Origin of the sequence: Tichowtungia aerotolerans, assembly GCF_009905215.1 — a bacterium.
GTDB lineage: Bacteria > Verrucomicrobiota > Kiritimatiellia > Kiritimatiellales > Tichowtungiaceae > Tichowtungia > Tichowtungia aerotolerans.
In genome coordinates, this window is record NZ_CP047593.1 from 2,773,530 (window position 1) to 2,793,535 (window position 20,006).

The following is a 20,006-nucleotide window of genomic DNA, read 5'->3' on the forward strand; positions in this document are numbered from 1 at the left end:
CGTTACTGAAGGGCTGAGCGTATGGCATCGAGCCACGCCTCTTTTTTGGCCTGAAGCATCGGGCTGGGATGGGCGGTCAGAACGGGATCGTTGCCGGCGGGAACGGTGACAATCGGTTCGCCTTCAATGCAGTCAAGGCACTGCTTTGCCAGAGGAATCAGTCCCGCATCCTGCCCCCAGCCGAGGATGAATGGAGCACCAGGCTTGCGGCGAAGCATTTGTTTGCGTTCCATTTCACGAGCTTTGGAAAACATGCTGTGCGCTTCGCCGCCTTCGACGGCGTCGAGCGCTTTCGTGCGGGCAATGAAGCTTGGGCTTTTTGGATCGCGAATGTCGGAGATATTCAGAATGCGCAGATGTGTCCATCCTTTGGAAACCGCGATGCGCATCAGCTGATACTGCGTGTTATCCGGCTGGGTCAGCACAAGCGGTTTCCTGAAATTTTCGGACAGCGGCATGTGGAGCAGGCTTTCGGTGTCGCCTTCCTCAATCGGCCGCGAGGAGCCGGGATTCATCATGATAACGACGGCATCCGGCAGGCTGGGTTCGGAGTTCGGGGTGCTGAACAGATCATCGGGATCGGTACCGGCTCCGACCGCTTCGCGGGGCAGAGAGGTGATCTCGAGCACACTGCGGCAGAGCAGGGGCTCGGTTCCCTTCACGTTCAGTCGGTAGAAATGTCCGTAGCAGCGGAAGGTTTTTTTCAGTTCGGCGGCGTATAAAAATTCACTCATAGCCACGAATTGAAGCATTTATTCGGGGGAATCTTAATCTTAATCTTTTCCTTAATCAGCGGTTTGTTTTGCAGAGGTGCCTGCCGCGACTTTTCGCGAGGTTGGTCTTCCAAGGATTGGAAGATATGCGTAGAATTATCGGTTATGAATGAAGTGTTGAAAAAGTGGGGGTTCCCGATAGACCGGATGTTTCTGGCGGCGGGGCCATGCAGTGCTGAGAGTCGTGAACAGCTCATGGAATGTGCCGGGGCACTGGCCGGCAAAGGCATCAGTTTTTTCCGGGCCGGAATCTGGAAGCCGCGTACGCGGCCCGGCAGTTTTGAAGGTGTCGGCCTGAAGGGACTGGCATGGATGGACGAGGTGCGTGCCGAGACCGGACTGAAGATCGGTACGGAAGTGGCTGAGCCTGCCCATGTGGAAGCCTGTCTCGAGTACGGGCTGGATATTCTCTGGGTCGGTGCGCGCACTTCGACCAATCCTTTTTCTGTTCAGGCAATCGCCGATGCTCTGCGCGGAACGGATATTCCGGTGCTGGTGAAAAATCCGATGAGCGCCGATGTCGGTCTCTGGATGGGAGCGGTGGAGCGGATTGCCAATGCCGGAATCACCAGGCTGGGCGTGATTCATCGCGGGTTCAGTTCTGAGCTTGAAATGCGTTATCGCAATGCGCCCGGATGGAAAACACCGATTGAACTGAAACGGCGTATGCCGGAGCTCCCGATTATTTGCGATCCCAGCCACATTTGCGGCAAGCGCGCGCTGATTCCTTCGATTGCACAGGAGGCGCTGGACCTTCTTTTTGATGGGCTGATGCTTGAAGTGCACCCGGATCCCGACCATGCGTTCAGCGATTCCGCTCAGCAGTTTACTCCGACCCAGTTTTTTGAGCTGATTGAAAAACTCAACCTTCCGCATGAACAGAGCGACAGTGCGATGTTTACACAGCGCCTGCATGAACTGCGCGAACAGGTCGATGGCCTCGACAGCCAGTTGCTGGACGTTCTTTCCAAACGTATGGATATCGTCCGGAAAATGGGGGAAATAAAAACGGCTCAGAATGTGTCCACCTTTCAGCCGGGTCGCTGGAAAGAAATTGTCGAAGATCGGGTTCGTAAAGGGGCCGGGCTGGAGCTTTCGGAAGATTTTATCCTGCAGGTGATGCAGTCGATCCACGAAGAGTCCATCCGTCAGCAGGAAATCCGTCGAGTGGATGACTCTTGCTGAGTTTGATCAGCTCCACCGCAGTGATTTGTCCATCAGGCGCTTTGCCTGATCTTCGGTGTCGGTGTGCGTTATGATCAGAGTTCCGTTCTGCCCGAACTCTTTGACGAACGGTTCGACGTCATCGGCAGGAACTCCGTGAAGGAAGGCGGATTTTCCGGCGGCATAAACCTTTTTCCAGACCGTGTCCCACCAGTCGCGGTGGGCGGTATGCGGATTGCCTGCGCCGGGTTCCCACTGCAGTGCGTCGAGTTCCGGAATGGACAGAACAGAATCGATATGACGCAGCGCGTCCGGACCGTCGAGATGATAGACGGTATAATCGAGTCGCCGGCACTGTTTCTGGATGTGCGGTTTAACAAATTCTTCGTACATGTCGGGAGAGATCATTGCCGAAAAGTCACACTGCACTTTGGCGCAGCGCCCGGGTCCCCATGCGTTGAAGGCCATATACGGAACATACCCTGCCGGACTTTTAATAATATCGGCCAGTTCGTCGTAGGCCTCAAAATAGAGGACGTCGAGCTGGTCAAGCAGGCGGTGAATGGCTTCCGGGCAGTCGATCAGATGCATCAGGAATTCCTGAGTTCCGAACAGTTCTGAAAGGATATCCAGTCCTTCAATCAGGTCCGGCATCGTTGCGATGTATCTTCTTTTTGCCTGTTCAGCAATGTAGGCCAGGGCCGCTTTGGTCCAGTTCCAGTAAAAACCGGTTTTGTCTAAATTCAGTTGGTCGACGTTTTCCGGGGTGTCGGCAATCGGGTTATACCAGAGTGTGGTCTCCTGAAAATCAATGGAGCTGCCGAGAAATGGATTCATGCTGCCCGGCCCGAGATAGGCAGTGTTTTCCGGAAAAGCACAACCGAGATAACAGTGCTCGGAAAAGAAGGCCTCCTTGTGTGCGTTTATGGTTCTGAAATCCAGCCAGCGCGTTTGGAAGTCGTCGGACAGCGGCGGCGGTTCATCATGCGGCAGTGGTTCATTTCGTTTTGCAACGACGCCCAGCGCCCAGCGTCCGTCGACTTTGCCGTTCCACCATCCTGTCAGTATCTGCTGTGCTTCAGCCCAGTCGTTTTTGTAAAGTAACTCTTTATTGTCTGTATCGTTCATAATGGGCTTTATAGTCTATTTTTATTCGCGTAATCTTCTCTTTTTGAATTTTAAACATTTCATTTTATGCTGTGCGCGAGCTTTTGAATATTCCAGAAGGACGGGACGGGTTCTGCCTCCTGCATTGCGCCGGCGGGCGGGGGCGCCGTACTCATTCTCACGCGGAGTTGGAGATCAATTTAGTGATTTCCGGTCGAGGACAGTATCTCATTGACGGACAGCCGGTGCCGCTGAGTGCCGGCACATTGCTGTGGCTTTCGCCGAAACAGGCTCATCTGCTCAGCGAGGAGAATTCTGATTTCATAATGTGGGTAGCGGTGCTTCGTGCCGGGGCGTTGTCGGAGGCAGGCGCCAGCTGCAGCCTGCGGACTTCTCCGGATGATACCGCTTTTTTTGATATGCTTTTTCGTAAGCTCCATGAGGCCGACAGCGATGAGATATTTAATGATGGGGTGTTCTACCTTTTTCGTCAGGTCAGAGACATGTGTGAAAGACAGTCTCCGGTAAGTCGGCAGCAGCATCCGGCTGTGGTGCGTGCGGTTCGAATTATGACGAAGCTGGACGATGCCGTGGACGTAGAAACGATTGCCCGGCATGCAGGAATGAGTCGATCGCAGCTCAGCCGGCTGTTTAAAAAACAGACTGGATTTACGCTGGTGGAGTATCGACAGAAAATCCAGTTAGAGCGGTTTCTTCTGCTTTGCGGTGATGGCCGGACTTTACTTGAAGCGGCTCTTGATGCCGGGTTTGGCAGTTATCCGCAGTTTTATCGCGTGTTTCAGCAGCGTTTCGGTTGCAGTCCTCGGGAATATTTTAGGCAAACAGGGTTGTAAATGGACTGCGTACACAAATGATGCTGTGTTGAAACGGCTTTTCGAACAGAGGAAAAACAGATCTGAATTCAGGCGGAGTTTTTAGGAGGGAGATCTGTGTTTTTTTCCGGATTGCGCAGGACAATGAGAAGCAGAGCAATTCCGCCGGCGAATGTCAGCAGGATACTATCGTAGGCGCTGAATGTTTTTCCCAGCAGGGTCCATCCGGAGGGAAGAAGACTGTGCTCAAGCAGGCTGGCGATTGCAAATCCGGACAGTGCTCCGGCGCAGCTCATGGCGGTTCCGTTGAACGCGCCGGCGAGGGATTTATTGTCCCGGGGCATCAATGCCAGCGTTTCGGCACCTACGCTGATTCCGACAATGCCTCCGGAAATACTGAAGAGGATTGAGACCAGGCTCATGTGGATGACGGATGACCATGCTGCCCATTCGCGGAACAGTACCGAAATCAGAATTGTGATATAGCCGATATGTCCCAGCACAAACATTTTCATGGCGCCATATCGGTCGACCAGATGACCTCCGATCCAGCAACCGATCATTCCGCCGGTTACCAGCAGGGTTCCCATCAGGCTGATCCGGGCCGGGGTAAACAGCAGGATATCTTTTTCCAGCAGTCCGAACAACGTGGGGGCGCTGGCGGTGAACAGCGTGCTTAAGAACACATAGCTGTTCAGGCGACGATAGGACATGTGCTGGAGGACCGCTTTGAGTGCAGCAAAGATGTGTCGCTGTTTGGGCGGTTCATGGTGCGGCGTTTCCAGTTCCGGAATGCGGTTGAAGACCTGAATACGAAAGAGGTTTGTAATGACAACGAATACGAGAACTCCCTGAAAAACCGGTATGCCGGAATTCAGTTTCAGCAGCCTGGAAATGATAAATGAAAAAACAATCATACAGATCTGGAAGGCAACGCGCAGCCGGCTGAAAAAGCGGCCCCGTATTTTTTCGGGAACAATCGGGCTGAGCAGTGCCAGCCACGCGCCGGCCTGGAGGCTTCCTCCGATACTCATTACAGAGAATGCAGTCACAACAGCAGCTGTTGCCCATGGAATCTCTGGAATCAGAATAAAAATACCTGCAGCGGTCAGGATCTGCCCCCAGATACTGGTTCGCTTTTTCCCCATGCGGTCGGAAAGATAGGCAAACGGAATGGCCAGCAGCATGGTGACAAACAGCGGAATGGGCATCAGCATGGCAATCCGGGGACTGTCGAGGCCTCGAGCTGCCAGATAATTGAGATAAAAACTGTTTTGGAACAATGCTCCTGCCATCATGCCCAGGCACTGGGCGACAATAATAATTCGGGATACTTTCTTGAATTCTTCAGTGGTCAGCATGTGGCGCTTTTCGTTGGATATAGAATGTAAATAAAACAGGATTCTATAGTGCGATATGTCCATAAATCCAGTTTAAACCACAGCAATGGATTTTCCGCTTTGTGACACCGAATTGATTTTTTCACTATTCCCGTTTTGTCGGACGCAGAGTCTTTCTATTTCAATTGTTCTGTTCGGAGATGCCGAACGTGAATCCTCAGGACAAGGAGAGAACGATGAAATATATGTGGATGATTAGTTGGTTTGTTGCTGCGGCGCATTTCAAATGCAGATATTCTGGTCGCATGGGATACTGCCGGGTGTAACGCATATGAGACACTGGTGCGGACAAACAATTATGTAACGCAGAACGTGGTGGACAGCACGGCACTGCTGACCGGTTCTGCTCCGTACGGGTATCAAAACCGGGCGAATACGTATGCTGTGGAGGGGCAGTCCTTTACGGAGCTGAACGAAAATGTGTATGTTCAGTTTTCGCTGTCCGCCGAGTCGGGGTATCAATTAACAGTAACCGGGTTGGATCTCTATGTCGCCCGTTCTTCCACCGGAGCCCGTTCTTTTGCCCTTCGGTCGAATCAGGACGATTTTTCATCAAACCTGGTCGAGTGGACGGTTGATGACGATTCAAATACGCTTCCATGGCTGCTTGGGCATGAACTGAACCTTGAAGATACAACCGTCACATTCAGGGTTTATATGTGGGATGCAACCGGAGTGCAGAAGGGGTATATCTATGATCCCGGAGCTTCAAACAGTATTACGGTTTCCGGGACGATTGCGGCGGTTCCTGAGCCGGCAACTGTTAGCATGCTTGGGTTGGCTTCCGGGCTGATTCTGTTTTGGCGGAGAAATTTCGGAGTCTAAGGCCGACATGTTTTGTGATTAGCCCCGGCAGGTTTCTGCCGGGGTTTTTCTTATGAATGCTGTGCTGTATTTCGCCATTCACTCGGTGTTTTCCCGGTCAGTTTTTTAAATGCTTTCAGGAAATGTTTTTCGTCATTATAGCCGGCAGCCTGAGCAATGTAGCTTAGTTTGTACGATGTTTTCCGGAGAAGTTCTTTTGCCCGTTCTATCCGCAGGTGGATCAGGTATTCGTTGGCTGGAAGTCCGGTTTCTTTCAGACAGGCTTTGCGCAGGGTATCTGTGCATACCTGAAGCTGATCTGCGATGTCGCCGACGCCGGTTTGGTAATGATGTTTCTCGAGAATGGTTTTCATCTGCTGTGGATAGGAAGGCTTCTTCTGTTTACCCAAGGGGTAGGTGATCTGCCAGATCACTTCGCCGATGGCGGCAATGCGTGAAATAAAAAAATAAGGATTTTCGGTTTGCCGGGTCGGCATGGCTTTGGTGATTTCATGCATCAGGCTGTGGATGCGCCGGGGAACGGCTTTCAGAATAAACCGGGATTCTGTGATGCCGATATTGCGAAGAAATCCATCGGCATTTGGTCCGTTGAAGGACACAAACAGGTATTTGTAATGCAGTCCCCTCAAGGTGAACGGCCGGTTTTCAAAAACACACAGCAGGTCACCGGGCTGTAACCGGATGGTTTCTGTTCCCGTCATGTAAATGTATTCGCCGTCGAGGATCAGCAGGAAGGTGTAGTATTCCGGAACAACAATTCCCGGAGAGGGCCTGTTTTCAACGATTGAGGCATTTCGAAAGAACAAACGGTCTAAGCAATACGATTTCATTTTCTCGATTAAACCACCTTCAAGTGGAAAGTGCACCCATAAAAATTTTGGATGGTTCGGCATAAATGAGAAACTGTGCAGCATGGAAAAAACAAGGCAGGTGTTATGAAGAAGATAATTTGGATTTTAGAGATTGGGATAATGATGTTTGGCGGCAGATTGGCAGCAGATGTATTGGCCACATGGGATACAGCGGGATGTAACGCTTATTACACGCCGGTGTGGACAAATAATTATGTGGCACAGAATGTGGTCAGCAACACGGCGCTGCTGACGGGAGGAGCTCCTTATGGGTATCAGAATCGGGCGAATACCTACGCCGTTGAAGGTCAGTCGTTCGCTGAAATCAATACCGACGTATACGTCCAGTTCAAGTTGAGTGCTGGCTCAGGATGTACGCTGACGGTGACCAATCTTAACATCCATCTTGCTCGAGTATCGACCGGCGCAAGGTCTTACGCGCTCCGCAGCAGTGTTGATGGTTTTTCGAGTGATTTGGCATTATGGTCTGTTTCGGATGACTCTGAAACCTTTCCCGGGTTGCTGGATTTTCCGATGAATCTTACGTCGCCGTCTCTGGCCTTTCGGATATATATGTGGAATGCCACAGGCGTACAGAAAGGGTATGTGTATGATCCCGGGATCGAAAACAGCATTACTGTATCCGGAACGGTAAGCACGAACGCAGATGCCTTTGCAATCAACGATCCGCTTGGCATTAATATGGATGATATTCCGGCCATGAACACGCTGGAGAATGTTGAGTGGGCGAAGATGGGGTATCTTGATGTAACGGCGGGGCCGTATTATGCCGATCCGACTGGAACGCAGGATTCGACTAAAGCTATTCAGGAGGCGGTGATTTTTGCCCGTGCTCATAAACTGGTTACCTTTTTTCCGTCCGGAACCTATCTGGTGACAAACACCATCAGTTGTATGGCGGGGTGGCGCGAGCAGCGCGATCCAAATAATCCTTATCTTCCATACTGCGAGCATTGGCCTTGTATACTGATGGGTGACTCGACCGGGGACAGTCGTCCCAAAATTATCCTAGCGGATAACACTCCGGGCTTTGGTACTAATGATGCAATGAAAGCCGTGGTGTATTTTAACAGTCGGACATGGTATCGGGCGACCGATGAGGAGGGAGAACCTCAGCCGTTGGATGGCTCGAACGGATTTTTACAGTGTATTCGGGGACTGGAAATACAGACCGGTTTCGGTAACCCGCAGGCTGCGGCGCTTTTCATGGATGCTGCCGAAGGCGCAACCATTGAAGACTGCACGCTGAATGCTGAAGGAAGTTATGCCGGACTGTGGCGTAGTCCAGGCAGCGGCGGTGCGATGTTCAATATTGATTTTATCGGTGGAAAATACGGGGCACTTGTTAATTTTGCCCGTCCGACATCTACGATGGCCGGGTGTCGTTTTTCCGGGCAGAGCATTGCGTCTGTTTTTTATGACCAGCGCGGAACATTGACGGCTGTCGGGTGTGATTTTTCCGTATCGAATGGTCTTCCCGTACTCATCTCTGAGGGAACCCGCAATGGTGGCGTATCATTTGTTGACAGTGTCATTCGTTATAAGTCAGCCGACCCCTCAAATGTGGTTTTTGATGCCGGCAGTTCGTTGTATGTGCAGAATGTCTATGTTCAGAATGCATCGAAACTGATGTTGCAGATGGTGCCGGTTGAAAATGAATGGGTGCGGATCGACCGGATGGCTGTGCCGCACGATTACCGGTGGAATACCGCATCAATTTTTCTGAATACCAATCAGGTTCCATTTCTAAGTGAAGTGGTTGCTGCGACCGCCCCGGCCAACGATTTTGTGGCTGATCATATTCTGTGGGACGAATCGGACTGGCCGGTGTTTAATCGGGCCGGGTTGGTCAGCGTCAAGGACGCTCCGTATAATGCGGTCGGTGATGGCGAAACGGATGATTACGCCGCTCTGCAGCAGGCGATCGACGAAAACGAAATCGTTTTCCTTCCTAAAGGTGCTTACGTAACTTCTAAAACGCTGGTTTTGCGCCCGGATACAAAACTGGTCGGTGTGTCACCGTCCTATAGCATTATCGTTCCGATTGAGTCAGAAGGAGGGGATTTTCTCGATCCTGAAAATCCGCAGCCGGTTCTGCGGACAGCGGATTCGGCGGATGCCGACACTCAGCTCGGATTTTTCAGCATTTTCATGCCGGGTCGCCGGGTGCACGGGATTTACATGGTGGAGTGGCAATGCGGCAGTCGATCGTGCATGCGCAGTGTCTATCCGACGTTTGAATATACAGAACTCGATTGGTGGCCCCTGGATCGGGGAATCTATCCGTGGAGTAACTGGACGTGGGCCGACATGGGCGAGTTGGCGATGAAAGAAAAAGCCGCCGGGGTGGTTCACGGAGATATTCCCGGATTGGCTCCCGACAGCATCGAAGACAACCGTCGGAACTGGGCCATCCGGCAGGTTCGCGGGAATGGCGGCGGCGGGTGGTATCCGTTCTATACAGAATGCACGCACTATCAGGGAAAAGGCTATCGGCAGCTGCTGGTTGAAGAGATCGACGGACCGTTTTCCATCTATCATGCGCAGTTGCAGTATTCCCGCGGGGACGCGGAAATTGAAATTGTGAATTCATCCGAATTCTCGGTCTACGGCATCAAGAAAGAGATGAATTCGCCTGCGCTGATTGCACGAAATTCCACCAATATCCTGGTTAGCGGAATGGGCGGGCCGGGACTTTCGACCGTGGATGGGTGGGGGCATTTTCGCATTTACGATTGCGAAAATGTCACGCTGGCCAATTTGTTTCCTGATCCGCGCGTACAACCCAGCGGCATTCTCAGCGATTCCTACCCGTTGATTCATGTGTATGAAAACGGGGAAGAGGTATTAAAGACCGCACCCCTTGAACGCCCGACACTGTTCTTCTGGGGAGATTATAATGAGTCCCTTGTGAATCCTGCGGTTTACAATTCAGATAAAGAAGAGACGCTTTTAAATTGGAATCTGAGCGGATGTAATGCGGTCAATAATCCCGTTTGGAGTAACGAATATGCAGCCGTCGGGGTTGATGCTGCCGCTTCGGTAATCAGCGGAAATGGGTATGATCGGAATAACGGCAACAATGGTTACATTAACCTGGATAATGCTTATGCCGTTGACGGACAGTCGTATACCGAACTCAATACAAATTATTATGTTCAGTTTGATGCCGTGGCTGATCCGGGGATGGAGGTGTCTGTGAATCGGATGGATCTGCGCCTGTGGCGCACTGCATACGGGGCACGCTCTTTTGCTCTGCGTTCGAGTATGGACGGTTTTTCCTCGAATATTGCTGAATGGAGCGTGCCGCTTGAGACGAATACCGGTGGCGTCATGGATTTAGAAAACTGTACAATTAATCTCACCTCCACGAATCTTTCTTTCCGGCTTTACATGTGGAACGCCACCGGACTGAACGTTGCGTATTTGCGAACCCCGGCTCAATCGGGAAGTATTGTGCTGACTGGCAGCGTATCGGCGCCATGGTGTGCGGGCGACTCAGATTCGGATGCGATGCCGGACTGGTGGGAGCTGATGCAGGCAGGCAGCAAGACCGCTATGAATCCTGATGCGGATGAAGATCAGGAAGGCATTTCCAACCTCAGGGAATATATTGCCGGCACCGATCCACATGACCCGAATTCAAAATTCATGGTAAGTCGCATGCCGGATTCTTTATCCGGTTTTTCGTTTTCATGGGACACGGTTTTAGACCGCTTATATTCCGTTTATTCAACGACCAATCTGATGAACTGGAGTTCGGTTCCGTGTTGGACTGCCCGGGGGGATGGAATGGTCAAAGCATATACCAACCGGAACAGCTCGGCATCTGTCTGTTACTTTAAAGTGGATGTCTCTGTGCTCCCCTGATGTTTTTCCAAACATTGGAAAACCTGCGCTGCAACGCAGTTGCTTTTACTGCGGAATACTGTGGTTTTTGCGCCATTGCCGGGGCGGCATTCCGGTGATGCGGGAGAAGGCTTTGCTGAAGGTGGAGGCATTCCCGTAGTTCATTTTTTCGGCGACGTCTTCGATAGACCAGTTTGTTGAGAGCAGGTATTCCTGAGCCGTTTCGATTTTCAGCTGTTCAAGGTAACTCCGGGGCGTTTTCCCGTTGTATTTCCGAAACAGTTCAAACAGGCGGCAGCGGCTGATGCCGCACGCGGGGGGAGCTTCATCAACTGAGTTCATGGTTGCGCAGTGGGACTGGATGTATTTCAGGCATTTCTGATAGATCTGTTTTTCGGGGGATGAATCCTTTGTGTGCAGGGTCGCTTCATCGGCGATCATCTGCAGCAGAAACAGCGCAAAGCGGTTTGCCCGCTTGATGCGATTTTCAGGAATCTGCCGGAGCTGGTTGAAGACCAGGTCGGTGATCCCGATAATCTGGGCGGGGTGATCCGGATCGAGAGTGAGCAGGGGGCCCAGCAGTTGAGCCCATCGAGATTCGATGGAGGGATCGAACATGATGAGTGTCAGTTCGATTTCCTCTTGATCGGTTTTGTATAACCGATACCAGTCGTTGTGCTGGGTGAAAAAGATGGAGCCGTACTCCAGGTGGCGGGTCTGATTTTCTTTTCTGAAAACGGCTTCTCCCTTGCGGACGATCCCGAGCGTGTATCCCATGTTGTCGACGGTCCGGATATTCATGACGGGCCCGCGTGTCTGGCGGGTGAAATGATAAATCAGGTTGGGGTCATGACGGTCGTTATCCAGATCGAAGTTAATCGATTCATACTTCCGATATTCGATGTTGACGGTTCTTTTCATTCTGTGAAGCCCATACAAAACGACATGTTTTATATACAAATCCTACTTTTTCTCAGAATAGATTCAATTTTTTAATACAGAAAGAAAAAACAGGCGCCAATATGTTCGCGATGCGTCTTTTTGTGGAGTGCGAATTACAGAGAGGAAAATTGAATGATTAAACTGTGGAAAATGATGATTCTGATGGGGGTTGCCGCTGCGGTTCAGGCTGAAGTGGTCATTAGTGATGACTTCACCATTGGCAATAATGACAATACAGACAATGCCGAGGTCGCCGGAACGGTTACGGATGTTGGTAATGTAACCTGGCGCGCCAGTGCCTCAGGAAAGTTCAGGATGAACAGCGCGATTGGTGATGGCGGAGGAGTGATTAATCAGAACAATCTGATTGATACCAGTCCTCGGTTGTATCTGGACTGTCCGGAAATCCTAGTTGACAACAATATAACAACGCTTTCCGTGAAAGCTCTGGCGGTGGACTGCCGGCTTATGAATTTTGGATTCGGTACAGATGACAATCTGATGAGCAGCAGCGCGCATGCGTTTTGGGCCCGGATTCCATCGAATGGTGTGGTCGATATCTGGTGTCGGAGTGATGGGGCAAATACGCGGCTTACGGATTCTATTCAGGTTAAGCAGACGGTTGATGATGTGATTGAAATATCGCTCAGCTACAGTCAGGCAAGTAATACGGTCTGGGGATCGATTGTCGGCGGAAAAACCACCAATTCGTTGGCCCCCACCCAACTGAGCTTCACTCCGACGTTTGACCAGTTTAATTTTGAGCTTCAGAATGAGACAGGAGCTCGTATGTATGCCGGATACTTCGATGATGTGGTTGTGGATATTGCTTCGTTGCAGCAGGCCTCTTCCTATGAAAGCTGGGCTGCATCTTTCGGGTTGTCCGGTTCGCCGGATGCCGATGCAGACTATGATTATGACGGCGACGGATTTTCCAACATTTATGAATTCGGACTGGGTGGTGATCCCACGAACAGTGCGGTGGTTGGAACCCTGCCGACGTTTGAAGTTGCCGGGGATGTCGGTTCCTATGTGTATCCGCAGCTCGCCGCGGGTCAGGACAGCGGACTCAGCTATTATCTGCAAACCAGCACAAACCTGGCCGTCGGTGGATGGACCAATGCCGGTTACACCGTTTCCGGAACCAATGTTACGGCCGGTACGCTGGACTTTGTGACCAACCGGATTGCCGTCGATGATCCTGAAAAATTCATCCGGTTGATTATCGAGTAAAACTGCATTCGTATAGAGGTTTGCGGGTCGAGATTGCGTGTCGGCCCGAAACTTTTCCAAACCTTGGGAAATGACATTATCCAACATTCTGCGTCGTGAAATACCGTGCAGAAACGCAGTGCGGATCCTGACGCAACGGTTGATTTTTCGGCATACACAACCGGCCGGGCCGGGTTTTTCAGAATACTGGCTGAGTAACGGTGGGGTTAAGTTGTGAATGGTCCGGAAGCAGGGCTGGTTTGGCGTGGTACAATTTGAATCCTGCCTGCAGAAGCCCCGTTGAGCTTCAGTCATTTTTAATTCGGGAACAGATGGCATCTAGTTTTTCTTCCAGCTGATCCACTCCCAGCGGTTTGGCAAGAAGCTCATTCATTCCGGCCAGAATGATTTTCTTGCGTTCGTCTTCCATAACTCCGGCGGTTAAGGCAATGACCCATGGTTTGGTCTCATTCTCAGTATATTTCCGGATGGCCTGGGTGGCTTCCAGACCGCTCATTTGCGGCATTTGCACATCCATTAATATCACGTCGTAGTCAGCATCTAAAACAGCGGCGACAGCTTCCTGTCCGTTTTCAACAAAGACCGTATTTTCGTATCCGAGTCGTTGAAGCATCATTTTTATAACCCGCTGATTAATGGGATTATCCTCTGCCACCAGGATGTGAAGCGGATTGGTTTTCTTTGGGCGAATGTGCGTGCCGGTTAGAAGTGATTCTTCTTCTGTATCTGATCGTTTGTCGAGCAGCAGCAGCATTTGGCGGTGCAGCTTGTCTACCCGTATAGGTTTGGCCATGCGGGCCTGAATGGATGGATGAGCCGGTATGTTTTCATACGAGCTGCTGAGGATAATAATCGGCACTGGCGGGTAATCCGGCAGGTCGTAGATCGCTTTTGCCAGTGTTGTGCCATTCATGATCGGCATCTGATAGTCGAGCAGGATGATGTCGTATGGCGCGACCTGCTTGAGATGGGACAGCACCTGTTCGGGATAAGCGAAGGTTTGAGGCTGTGCACCCCATTGCTCAATCTGGGCGCGGAGGATGCTCCGGTTGGTTTCGTTGTCATCGACAATTAAGATGCGCTTTCCATGAAGGTTCTGCGCGTGGATTCGGGCCCTTGGTTTCTGATCGGCCTGAGCGATGGGTAGTTCGATGGTAAAGTGAAATGTGCTGCCCTGCTGTTCGGCGCTTTCTATCCATATTTTGCCGCCCATTAATTCGGTCAGTCGACGGCTGATGGCCAGTCCCAGCCCGGTTCCGCCATATTTGCGCGTGCTGGATGCATCTGCCTGGGTGAATGACCGAAACAGTTTTTTCTGGGCGTCCTTTGAAATTCCGATGCCGGTGTCGCGCACGGAGAACTGCAGTTGACAGAGATTTTTGTTTTCATTAATCGTCAGTGTGTGCACATGAAGATCAACTTCACCTTTTTCGGTAAACTTAATAGCGTTGCCAATTAGGTTTACAATAATCTGGCGCAGTCGGGTGGGATCTCCTGTCAGTCTTTGCGGTACATCCGGGTCCACACAGTACAGCAGTTCAAGATTTTTTCTGGCGGCAGGCTGCACAAATAAATCGAATGCATTTTCAATGCACTCTCGCAGAGAGAAGGAGACGGCTTCGAGTTCAATTTTTCCGGCCTCAATTTTTGAATAATCGAGGATGTCATTGATGATGGTCATCAGGTTTTCCCCGCTGACCTGAATGGTGTGCACCAACTCTTCCTGCTGGTCTGAGAGCCCGGTTCCCAGCAGCAGACTGGATGCTCCGATGACGCCGTTCATCGGCGTTCGGATTTCGTGGCTCATCATGGCCAGGAATGAGCTTTTGGCTTTATTAGCCTCTTCCGCTTCCTGCTGAGCAATAATCAGTTGCCGTTCATTGTTGACCTGTTTGGTTATGTCGCGGCTGATACCGACCAATCCGATAATGGTTCCGTCGTGGTCTTTCAGAGGACTTTTGATGGATTCCATGTAGATGACTTTCCCGTCCGGGTCCATGTGCCGTTCCCGAACCCGGGTCGTTTCCCCGGTTTTGATCTGGTAGAGCTCGTTCTCATACAGCTGCTGACCGAGCGGGGCCGGATGAAGTTCCAGATCCGTTTTCCCGATCAGCTCCTCAATCGATTTCGCTCCACGGGCTTTGATCCATGCCTGGTTGCCGCCCAGGACTCGGGCCTGAGCATCTTTGTAGTACACATGATCCGGCAGACTTTCAAAAATGGCCTGAATCAGAGCCGCATTCTTTTCGGCTTCTGTCTTTGCGTCCAGAATGGCTTTTTCATCATGTACCTGCCTGGTGATGTCCCGGGAAATTCCGGCCAGTCCGATGACTTCACCCGATGGATCACGCAGGGGATATTTTACAGATTCCAGGAAAAGGGTTTCTCCATTCTCGCCAACATGTTTTTCGCGTTCGCGAAGCAGCTTTCCTCGACTCATCAGGGCCTGTTCCTCTTCGTAGAGGTTGCGGCCGATTTCGCTCGGGTACAAATCAAGGTCGGTTTTCCCGATCATTTCGCGGGCGGAGCGGGCATGGTGCTTGCAGCAGGCGGGATTGACGTCAAGAATCCGGGACTGCCGGTCCATGTAATAAATCTGATCCGGCAGGTTCTCAAAGATGAACTCGAGCATTGCCGCTTTTTGCTTGGCCGCCTCTTCGGCCTTGTGTTCCGCGGTAATATCTTCCATGTAGCCGTGCCAGAGGGTGCTTCCGTCTCGCAGACGTTCCGGGATGGCGTGCGTATGGAACCAATGCAGCCGGTCCTGAGGAGACCGGGTCTGAAAGGTGGCTTCGAATTCCTTCAGATGTTTTGCCGAGTGTTCGAGAGTCTCACGAATTGTCTGTCTGCAGTCGGGTTCAATCTTTTCCCAAGCGAAAGAGGCGTCTTTGGACAGCACCCTGGGTGAGGTGAAAAAGATCGCTTCGATAGCTCGGGTGGAGTAGGGAAAACAGCTTCGACCATCCGGCCACTCGCGATACTGATAGATTGTGCCCGGCAGGCGGTCGACCAGCTTAAGGAGCTGCTTTTTACGCAGGAATTTCGTTTTGGTCATCCATTGATGGTAGCTGGGGAACCCGTAATCGACAATCCCGTATTTTAAGAAAGCATATTAACTGTTTGGGGGAATATCCCCAACTCCATCAAGAATATAATCGGGTCCATACGCGTATTGTTCGATGCTTTCACGCGTTGTAACACCGCTGAGAACGAGCACGGTTGTGATCTCCGCTTCGATGCCGGCGATCATATCCGTGTCCATCCGGTCTCCCACAATAGCGGTTTCTTCGCGGCGGCATTTCAGCTTTTTGAGTGCGCTGCGCATCATGAGCGGGTTCGGTTTCCCAACGTAATATGCTTTGCTGCCTGTTGCCAGCTCAATCGGCGCCAGCAGTGCACCGGTTGCCGGAATAATCAATCCTCCATCGGTCGGGCCGGTCAGGTCGGGGTTGGTTCCAATCAGCTTTGCGCCTTCATTGACCAGTTTGGTGGCATGGCAGATGCGCGCATAATCGTAATTGGCGCTTTCGCTGACCACGACATAATCAGGATTGGAATCATTGATGGAAAGTCCTTCATCATACAGTGCGTTGATGATGCCGGCGTCGCCGATCACGTAGGCGCTGCCTCCGGGTTTCTGGCTGGCCAGAAAGGATGCCGTTGCCCGGGCGCTGGTGTAAAAATGATCTTCGCTGACATCCAGGCCCATGCGGCCCAGTTTCTGGCTCAGTTCTCTCAGCGTGCGCGCGCTGCTGTTGGTCAGGAACAGAAATTTCTTTTGTTCATTCTGAAGCCACTCGACAAATTCCATGACGCCCGGCAGCAGTTTGTTGCCGTGATAAATCACTCCATCCATATCGCAGATGAACGCCTTTTTGGTGCGAAGATTTTCCATAGGACCTTTCTATTCAAAGATTTCCGGGCAGTGTAGCAGTTCCATGGTCCAAAGGAAGAACGATGTCTGCATAGTTCTGTGCCGTACTTGTTAGAAAACAATGCCCGACATCCTGGAGAAGGATGCCGGGCACAATCGGTCGACACTCTGATCGTTGGAGATCTTTACTTAAAGATATCCTGCCAGTTGCCGGTGGTTGATGCCTTTGCGTACTCGGTTGAGCGGTTCTCAAAAAAGTTTGTGTGTTCAACTCCATTGAGCATGTAGTCGAGCCACGGAAGCGGGTTTTCCGATTCAGTGTAGACGCCTTTCAGTCCGATGCCTGCGAGGCGCTGGTTGGCAATGTAGCGGATATAGGCTTTCACTTCGTCCGCAGTAAGACCTTCCACGTCGCCCAGCTCAAATGCGATATCGATGAACTGATCCTCAAGCTCTACGGAACGCTCGGCCGCGCAGTAGATTTCATATTTCAGCTTGTCGGTCCAGAGTTCCGGATGCTCTTTGATGAACGTTTTAAACAGCAGGGACATCGATTCGACATGCAGACTTTCGTCACGAATGCTCCACGTCACAATCTGTCCCATCCCTTTCATTTTGTTGAAGCGCGGAAAATTCATCAGAATTGCAAAGCTGCTGAACAGCTGAATGCCTTCTGTGAATGCACTGTAGACGGCCATGGTTTTGGCCATGTCGAACGGGGTGTCCATGTTGAAGTTCAGCAGATATTCGTGTTTCTCCGCCATCTCTGCGATTTCCAGGAAAGCGGTGTATTCATCGTCGCCAAGTCCCAGCGTTTCGAGCAGCAGGGAATAGGCATCCTGATGAACCGCTTCCATTGCCGCAAACGCACTGAGCATCATGCGGATTTCCGGCACCTTAAACGTCGGCAGGAAGAGGGTTCCGTATCCCCCGGCCACATCGACATCCGCCTGCGTGAAGAATTTGAAAATATTCAGCAGCAGGTTTTTGTCTTTTTCCGGCACCTTTTCATTAAAGTCCTTCAGGTCGTCAGCCAGATTCACTTCATCCGGAATCCAGTGCATCTGCTGCTGCATCTTGTAGGCTTCAAAAGCCCAGTCGTATTCAAACGGTTTGTAGTAGGTTCTTTCTTCTAAAAGGGGCATGACAATCTCCAATACTGATCTCTTATAGCTTATAATTGATAACTGTTCCTATCCTTCACACGCAAGGCATCCGCCTTCTTCCGTGTAATCGGGAATCAGTTCTCGTTCTCTTTTCTGCGACACGACATCGGCGCGTTTGATTGCTTCGCTTCGGACATAATAGAGGCTCTTCAGTCCTTTCTTCCAGGCCAGCATGTGAGCATTGTGCAGTTCCTGCTTGCTGACCATCGCCGGGAAAAACAGATTTACGCTTTGTGACTGACAGACGAATTGCTGCCGGTCGGCGGCAAACTCAATGACCCAGAGCTGGTCAATCTCAATGGCGGTTTTGAAAATATCGCGTTCCCAGTCACTGAGAAAATCGAGGTGCTGCACGCTACCTCCCTGAGTGATGATGGAGGTCCAGACGGAGTCGGTGTTTTTGCCGTAGCGCTCCAGCACTTCTTCCAGATATTTATTTTTAGCCAGCGAGGATCCGCTTTTCGTTTTCTGTGTGTAGGCATTGGCGCGGAAGGGCTCGATTGACGGACTTGTATTGCCGCAGATAATTGAACTGCTGGCGTTGGGTGCGATTGAGAGCAGGTGGGCGTTGCGCACGCCGTATCCTTCGGCATCCGGGCATTCGCCGTGTTCTTCGGCCAGTTGGCGGGTTGCGGCGGAAGCCTGAGTTTTGATGTTTTCAAAAATCTGCAGATTCTGGCCTTTGGCGATCGCGCTTTCGAACGGAATGCTATGGGCCTGCAGGTAGGCATGGAAGCCCATTGCGCCGAGTCCGATGCTGCGTTCACGCTGTGCGCTGAAGCGGGCGCGGCTGATCTCGTCCGAGGCATGGTCGATAAAGTGCTGGATCACATTGTCGAGAAAACGGATCAGGTCCGGAATAAACTGAGGATTATCTTTCCATTCATCGTATGTTTCCAGATTCACAGAACTCAGGCAGCAGACTGCCGTGCGTTCTTCATTGGTCGGCAGGGTGATTTCGCTGCAAAGGTTGGATTGATGCACCTTCAGCCCCAGCTTTTTCTGGAACTCGGGCAGGGCATCATTGGTCGCTTTATCGAACAGAATGTAAGGCTCACCGGTTTCGATGCGGTTCTGGATCAGCTTCACCCAGATGGTTTTTGCAGAAACCGTTTTTTTAACCTGTTTGGTGTGTGGATCAACCAGCTCAAAACTGTCGTCGAAGCCGGGTACTTTGGTGGCCTGCTCAATCAGGTTCATGAATTCTTCGGTCAGTACGACGCCGTGATGGATATTAATGGATTTGCGGTTCACATCGCCGCCCGTCGGTTTGCGTACATCCAGGAATTCCTCAATTTCCGGGTGGTTGACCGGCAGATAGGCCGCATAAGAACCGCGCCGGGTGATTCCCTGGCTGAATGCCAGCATCTCTGCATCCACAACTTTCAGGAAGGGGATCACGCCGGTCGATTCAGATCCGTGCGACGTTTTCGTCCCGTTGGCGCGCACATCACCCCAGTATCCTCCGACGCCGCCTCCGAACGAAGAGAGCCATGCTGTTTCTGTGTAATGCGAGGTGATTCCCGCCCGGCTGTCCGGCACATAGTTCAGAAAGCAGGAGATCGGCAGACCGCGATCCGTACCGCCGTTGGTCAGGATCGGGGTGGCAAACATAAACCAGAGCATACTGGCGTAGTCATAAATGCGTTGTGCCATCGCTTCATCGTCTGAGAAAGCTGCCGCCGCGCGAGCAAATGCATCCTGAGGGCTTTTCTCGGTCGGGAGTAAATAGCGGTCTTTAAGAGTTTTTCGACCGAATTCGCTCAGCAGCTCATCGCGGGAATAGTCAATTTTTACCTTCATCTGTCTCTCGTTCTTCTGTTTATTTGTTACTAATTTAATCAACTTGGTCATATTTATGGGTGTAGACAGCGGTTTTGTGCAAGCAGAAAAAGCACAATATGTTGTGGTTCGACTGGGCGTCTGTTCAATATGTGCGGCTTGTGGGTGCTTGGTTAATGATGCTGT

General features: G+C 51.4%; 14 protein-coding genes. 5 read left to right on the plus strand and 9 right to left on the minus strand.

The features are described 5' to 3' along the window. Positions 1-2 precede the first annotated feature (2 nt). A complete protein-coding gene (locus tag GT409_RS11340) occupies positions 3-734 on the minus strand; it encodes a DUF1643 domain-containing protein (protein WP_160629194.1) in 732 nt (243 codons plus the stop codon). 144 nt (positions 735-878) lie between these two features. On the opposite strand from GT409_RS11340, the gene GT409_RS11345 reads away from it, so the two are divergent. Further along, positions 879-1,958 (plus strand): bifunctional 3-deoxy-7-phosphoheptulonate synthase/chorismate mutase type II, encoded by a 1,080-nt coding sequence (locus GT409_RS11345; protein WP_160629195.1) that lies wholly within the window; start codon positions 879-881, stop codon positions 1,956-1,958. A gap of 6 nt (positions 1,959-1,964) precedes the next feature. Here GT409_RS11345 and GT409_RS11350 read toward each other — a convergent pair whose 3' ends face one another. Further along, positions 1,965-3,065: a uroporphyrinogen decarboxylase/cobalamine-independent methonine synthase family protein gene (locus tag GT409_RS11350; protein WP_160629196.1), complete on the minus strand. Its 1,101-nt coding sequence runs from the start codon at positions 3,063-3,065 to the stop codon at positions 1,965-1,967. A gap of 71 nt (positions 3,066-3,136) precedes the next feature. Here GT409_RS11350 and GT409_RS11355 point away from each other — a divergent pair, with 71 nt between their 5' ends. Then, positions 3,137-3,898 carry an AraC family transcriptional regulator gene (locus GT409_RS11355; protein ID WP_233231539.1) on the plus strand — a complete coding sequence of 254 codons (762 nt, stop codon included), beginning with the start codon at positions 3,137-3,139 and terminating at the stop codon, positions 3,896-3,898. A 68-nt stretch (positions 3,899-3,966) separates the two neighbouring features. On the opposite strand, the gene GT409_RS11360 is transcribed toward GT409_RS11355, so the two are convergent. After that, on the minus strand, positions 3,967-5,238 hold the full coding sequence (locus GT409_RS11360; protein ID WP_160629198.1) for an MFS transporter: 1,272 nt from the start codon (positions 5,236-5,238) through the stop codon (positions 3,967-3,969). Positions 5,239-5,484: 246 nt separating this feature from the next. Here GT409_RS11360 and GT409_RS11365 point away from each other — a divergent pair, with 246 nt between their 5' ends. Next, on the plus strand, positions 5,485-6,102 hold the full coding sequence (locus tag GT409_RS11365) for a PEP-CTERM sorting domain-containing protein (RefSeq protein WP_160629199.1): 618 nt from the start codon (positions 5,485-5,487) through the stop codon (positions 6,100-6,102). 50 nt (positions 6,103-6,152) lie between these two features. On the opposite strand, the gene GT409_RS11370 is transcribed toward GT409_RS11365, so the two are convergent. Then, a complete protein-coding gene (locus GT409_RS11370; protein ID WP_160629200.1) occupies positions 6,153-6,932 on the minus strand; it encodes an AraC family transcriptional regulator in 780 nt (259 codons plus the stop codon). A 105-nt stretch (positions 6,933-7,037) separates the two neighbouring features. On the opposite strand from GT409_RS11370, the gene GT409_RS11375 reads away from it, so the two are divergent. Further along, positions 7,038-10,844 (plus strand): glycosyl hydrolase family 28-related protein, encoded by a 3,807-nt coding sequence (locus GT409_RS11375; protein ID WP_160629201.1) that lies wholly within the window; start codon positions 7,038-7,040, stop codon positions 10,842-10,844. Positions 10,845-10,889: 45 nt separating this feature from the next. On the opposite strand, the gene GT409_RS11380 is transcribed toward GT409_RS11375, so the two are convergent. Next, a complete protein-coding gene (locus tag GT409_RS11380) occupies positions 10,890-11,744 on the minus strand; it encodes a helix-turn-helix domain-containing protein (RefSeq protein ID WP_160629202.1) in 855 nt (284 codons plus the stop codon). A 153-nt stretch (positions 11,745-11,897) separates the two neighbouring features. Between GT409_RS11380 and GT409_RS11385 the strand changes: the two genes are divergently transcribed. Beyond that, positions 11,898-12,998 carry a hypothetical protein gene (locus tag GT409_RS11385; RefSeq protein WP_160629203.1) on the plus strand — a complete coding sequence of 367 codons (1,101 nt, stop codon included), beginning with the start codon at positions 11,898-11,900 and terminating at the stop codon, positions 12,996-12,998. 286 nt (positions 12,999-13,284) lie between these two features. On the opposite strand, the gene GT409_RS11390 is transcribed toward GT409_RS11385, so the two are convergent. The 4 genes from GT409_RS11390 to GT409_RS11405 all read right to left on the minus strand — a co-directional run bounded on the left by GT409_RS11390 (position 13,285) and on the right by GT409_RS11405 (position 19,892). Beyond that, positions 13,285-16,053 carry a PAS domain-containing protein gene (locus GT409_RS11390; RefSeq protein WP_160629204.1) on the minus strand — a complete coding sequence of 923 codons (2,769 nt, stop codon included), beginning with the start codon at positions 16,051-16,053 and terminating at the stop codon, positions 13,285-13,287. Positions 16,054-16,110: 57 nt separating this feature from the next. Next, positions 16,111-16,893, minus strand: coding sequence for an HAD-IIA family hydrolase (locus GT409_RS11395; RefSeq protein WP_160629205.1), 783 nt, complete (start codon positions 16,891-16,893; stop codon positions 16,111-16,113). Positions 16,894-17,057: 164 nt separating this feature from the next. Continuing rightward, a complete protein-coding gene (locus tag GT409_RS11400) occupies positions 17,058-18,017 on the minus strand; it encodes a ribonucleotide-diphosphate reductase subunit beta (protein ID WP_160629206.1) in 960 nt (319 codons plus the stop codon). Between the two features lie 48 nt (positions 18,018-18,065). Then, on the minus strand, positions 18,066-19,892 hold the full coding sequence (locus tag GT409_RS11405) for a ribonucleoside-diphosphate reductase subunit alpha (RefSeq protein WP_160629207.1): 1,827 nt from the start codon (positions 19,890-19,892) through the stop codon (positions 18,066-18,068). Between the last annotated feature and the right edge of the window lie 114 nt (positions 19,893-20,006).

Bases quoted from the DNA above. Each gene is read 5' to 3' on its own strand.
- GT409_RS11395 (WP_160629205.1), bottom strand. From the start codon at position 16,893: ATGGAAAATCTTCGCACCAAAAAGGCGTTCATCTGCGATATGGATGGA.
- GT409_RS11405 (WP_160629207.1), bottom strand. From the start codon at position 19,892: ATGACCAAGTTGATTAAATTAGTAACAAATAAACAGAAGAACGAGAGA.
- GT409_RS11350 (WP_160629196.1), bottom strand. From the start codon at position 3,065: ATGAACGATACAGACAATAAAGAGTTACTTTACAAAAACGACTGGGCT.
- GT409_RS11360 (WP_160629198.1), bottom strand. From the start codon at position 5,238: ATGCTGACCACTGAAGAATTCAAGAAAGTATCCCGAATTATTATTGTC.
- GT409_RS11340 (WP_160629194.1), bottom strand. From the start codon at position 734: ATGAGTGAATTTTTATACGCCGCCGAACTGAAAAAAACCTTCCGCTGC.
- GT409_RS11375 (WP_160629201.1), top strand. From the start codon at position 7,038: ATGAAGAAGATAATTTGGATTTTAGAGATTGGGATAATGATGTTTGGC.
- GT409_RS11385 (WP_160629203.1), top strand. From the start codon at position 11,898: ATGATTAAACTGTGGAAAATGATGATTCTGATGGGGGTTGCCGCTGCG.
- GT409_RS11370 (WP_160629200.1), bottom strand. From the start codon at position 6,932: ATGAAATCGTATTGCTTAGACCGTTTGTTCTTTCGAAATGCCTCAATC.
- GT409_RS11345 (WP_160629195.1), top strand. From the start codon at position 879: ATGAATGAAGTGTTGAAAAAGTGGGGGTTCCCGATAGACCGGATGTTT.
- GT409_RS11390 (WP_160629204.1), bottom strand. From the start codon at position 16,053: ATGACCAAAACGAAATTCCTGCGTAAAAAGCAGCTCCTTAAGCTGGTC.
- GT409_RS11400 (WP_160629206.1), bottom strand. From the start codon at position 18,017: ATGCCCCTTTTAGAAGAAAGAACCTACTACAAACCGTTTGAATACGAC.
- GT409_RS11380 (WP_160629202.1), bottom strand. From the start codon at position 11,744: ATGAAAAGAACCGTCAACATCGAATATCGGAAGTATGAATCGATTAAC.